The sequence below is a fragment of the Pseudomonas sp. P1_F7 genome (assembly GCF_056405655.1).
Genome location: NZ_JBFUBR010000044.1, coordinates 1 through 3,632, shown reverse-complemented (window position 1 = coordinate 3,632; position 3,632 = coordinate 1). Strand labels below are relative to the sequence as shown.

Here is a 3,632-nt window from a genome sequence, read left to right as displayed (position 1 = left end):
GACGGTTACCACGGTGTGATTCATGACTGGGGTGAAGTCGTAACAAGGTAGCCGTAGGGGAACCTGCGGCTGGATCACCTCCTTAATCGACGACTCAGCTGCTCCATAAGTTCCCACACGAATTGCTTGATTCATTGAAGAAGACGATAAGAAGCAGCCTTTGGGGTTGTAGCTYAGTTGGTTAGAGCGCACCCCATGCTCCGTGGTAAAGAGCAGGGTGAGGTCGGCCTTAGCAGCTCGAAATTGGGTCTGTAGCTCAGTTGGTTAGAGCGCACCCCTGATAAGGGTGAGGTCGGCAGTTCGAATCTGCCCAGACCCACCAATTTTGTGTGGGAAACGCCTGTAGAAATACGGGGCCATAGCTCAGCTGGGAGAGCGCCTGCCTTGCACGCAGGAGGTCAACGGTTCGATCCCGTTTGGCTCCACCACTACTGCTTCTGATTGTGTAAAGCTTAGAAATGAGCATTCCATCGGTTCGATGGTGAATGTTGATTTCTAGTCTTTGACTAGTTCGTTCTTTAAAAATTTGGGTATGTGATAGAAAGATAGACTGAACGTTACTTTCACTGGTAACGGATCAGGCTAAGGTAAAATTTGTGAGTTGCTCTTTATGAGCAAGAATCGAATTTTCGGCGAATGTCGTCTTCAYAGTATAACCAGATTGCTTGGGGTTATATGGTCAAGTGAAGAAGCGCATACGGTGGATGCCTTGGCAGTCAGAGGCGATGAAAGACGTGGTAGCCTGCGAAAAGCTTCGGGGAGTCGGCAAACAGACTTTGATCCGGAGATGTCTGAATGGGGGAACCCAGCCATCATAAGATGGTTATCTTGTACTGAATACATAGGTGCAAGAGGCGAACCAGGGGAACTGAAACATCTAAGTACCCTGAGGAAAAGAAATCAACCGAGATTCCCTTAGTAGTGGCGAGCGAACGGGGACYAGCCCTTAAGTGGCTTTGAGATTAGCGGAACGCTCTGGAAAGTGCGGCCATAGTGGGTGATAGCCCTGTACGCGAAAATCTCTTGGTCATGAAATCGAGTAGGACGGAGCACGAGAAACTTTGTCTGAATATGGGGGGACCATCCTCCAAGGCTAAATACTACTGACTGACCGATAGTGAACTAGTACCGTGAGGGAAAGGCGAAAAGAACCCCGGAGAGGGGAGTGAAATAGATCCTGAAACCGTATGCGTACAAGCAGTGGGAGCCCACTTTGTTGGGTGACTGCGTACCTTTTGTATAATGGGTCAGCGACTTATTTTCAGTGGCGAGCTTAACCGAATAGGGGAGGCGTAGCGAAAGCGAGTCTTAATAGGGCGTCTAGTCGCTGGGAATAGACCCGAAACCGGGCGATCTATCCATGGGCAGGTTGAAGGTTAGGTAACACTGACTGGAGGACCGAACCGACTACCGTTGAAAAGTTAGCGGATGACCTGTGGATCGGAGTGAAAGGCTAATCAAGCTCGGAGATAGCTGGTTCTCCTCGAAAGCTATTTAGGTAGCGCCTCATGTATCACTGTAGGGGGTAGAGCACTGTTTCGGCTAGGGGGTCATCCCGACTTACCAAACCGATGCAAACTCCGAATACCTACAAGTGCCGAGCATGGGAGACACACGGCGGGTGCTAACGTCCGTCGTGAAAAGGGAAACAACCCAGACCGTCAGCTAAGGTCCCAAAGTTATGGTTAAGTGGGAAACGATGTGGGAAGGCTTAGACAGCTAGGAGGTTGGCTTAGAAGCAGCCACCCTTTAAAGAAAGCGTAATAGCTCACTAGTCGAGTCGGCCTGCGCGGAAGATGTAACGGGGCTCAAACCATACACCGAAGCTACGGGTATCATCTTMGGATGATGCGGTAGAGGAGCGTTCTGTAAGCCTGTGAAGGTGAGTTGAGAAGCTTGCTGGAGGTATCAGAAGTGCGAATGCTGACATGAGTAACGACAATGGGTGTGAAAAACACCCACGCCGAAAGACCAAGGTTTCCTGCGCAACGTTAATCGACGCAGGGTTAGTCGGTCCCTAAGGCGAGGCTGAAAAGCGTAGTCGATGGAAAACAGGTTAATATTCCTGTACTTCTGGTTATTGCGATGGAGGGACGGAGAAGGCTAGGCCAGCTTGGCGTTGGTTGTCCAAGTTTAAGGTGGTAGGCTGRRATCTTAGGTAAATCCGGGATYYTAAGGCCGAGAGCTGATGACGAGTGTTCCTTTGGAACACGAAGTGGTTGATGCCATGCTTCCAAGAAAAGCTTCTAAGCTTCAGGTAACCAGGAACCGTACCCCAAACCGACACAGGTGGTTGGGTAGAGAATACCAAGGCGCTTGAGAGAACTCGGGTGAAGGAACTAGGCAAAATGGCACCGTAACTTCGGGAGAAGGTGCGCCGGTGAGGGTGAAGCATTTRCTGCGTAAGCCCACGCCGGTCGAAGATACCAGGCCGCTGCGACTGTTTATTAAAAACACAGCACTCTGCAAACACGAAAGTGGACGTATAGGGTGTGACGCCTGCCCGGTGCCGGAAGGTTAATTGATGGGGTTAGCTAACGCGAAGCTCTTGATCGAAGCCCCGGTAAACGGCGGCCGTAACTATAACGGTCCTAAGGTAGCGAAATTCCTTGTCGGGTAAGTTCCGACCTGCACGAATGGCGTAACGATGGCGGCGCTGTCTCCACCCGAGACTCAGTGAAATTGAAATCGCTGTGAAGATGCAGTGTATCCGCGGCTAGACGGAAAGACCCCGTGAACCTTTACTATAGCTTTGCACTGGACTTTGAATTTGCTTGTGTAGGATAGGTGGGAGGCTTTGAAGCGTGGACGCCAGTTCGCGTGGAGCCAACCTTGAAATACCACCCTGGCAACTTTGAGGTTCTAACTCAGGTCCGTTATCCGGATCGAGGACAGTGTATGGTGGGTAGTTTGACTGGGGCGGTCTCCTCCTAAAGAGTAACGGAGGAGTACGAAGGTGCGCTCAGACCGGTCGGAAATCGGTCGTAGAGTATAAAGGCAAAAGCGCGCTTGACTGCGAGACAGACACGTCGAGCAGGTACGAAAGTAGGTCTTAGTGATCCGGTGGTTCTGTATGGAAGGGCCATCGCTCAACGGATAAAAGGTACTCCGGGGATAACAGGCTGATACCGCCCAAGAGTTCATATCGACGGCGGTGTTTGGCACCTCGATGTCGGCTCATCACATCCTGGGGCTGAAGCCGGTCCCAAGGGTATGGCTGTTCGCCATTTAAAGTGGTACGCGAGCTGGGTTTAGAACGTCGTGAGACAGTTCGGTCCCTATCTGCCGTGGACGTTTGAGATTTGAGAGGGGCTGCTCCTAGTACGAGAGGACCGGAGTGGACGAACCTCTGGTGTTCCGGTTGTCACGCCAGTGGCATTGCCGGGTAGCTATGTTCGGAAAAGATAACCGCTGAAAGCATCTAAGCGGGAAACTTGCCTCAAGATGAGATCTCACTGGGACCTTGAGTCCCCTGAAGGGCCGTCGAAGACTACGACGTTGATAGGTTGGGTGTGTAAGCGCTGTGAGGCGTTGAGCTAACCAATACTAATTGCCCGTGAGGCTTGACCATATAACACCCAAGCAATTTGCTGACCTGAAAAGGCACCAGATTGCGGTGTGTGAAGACGAAA

General features: G+C 51.3%; 2 tRNA genes and 2 rRNA genes. All 4 read left to right on the top strand.

Annotated elements, in window-relative coordinates:
- Nucleotides 1–85, top strand: a 16S ribosomal RNA gene (locus AC1D1M_RS31225); the annotation flags it as partial.
- 160 nt (nt 86–245) lie between these two features.
- Nucleotides 246–322, top strand: a tRNA-Ile gene (locus tag AC1D1M_RS31220).
- Between the two features lie 30 nt (nt 323–352).
- Nucleotides 353–428 (top strand) — tRNA-Ala (locus tag AC1D1M_RS31215).
- A gap of 249 nt (nt 429–677) precedes the next feature.
- Nucleotides 678–3,571 (top strand): 23S ribosomal RNA (locus AC1D1M_RS31210).
- The last annotated feature ends 61 nt before the right edge of the window (nt 3,572–3,632 follow it).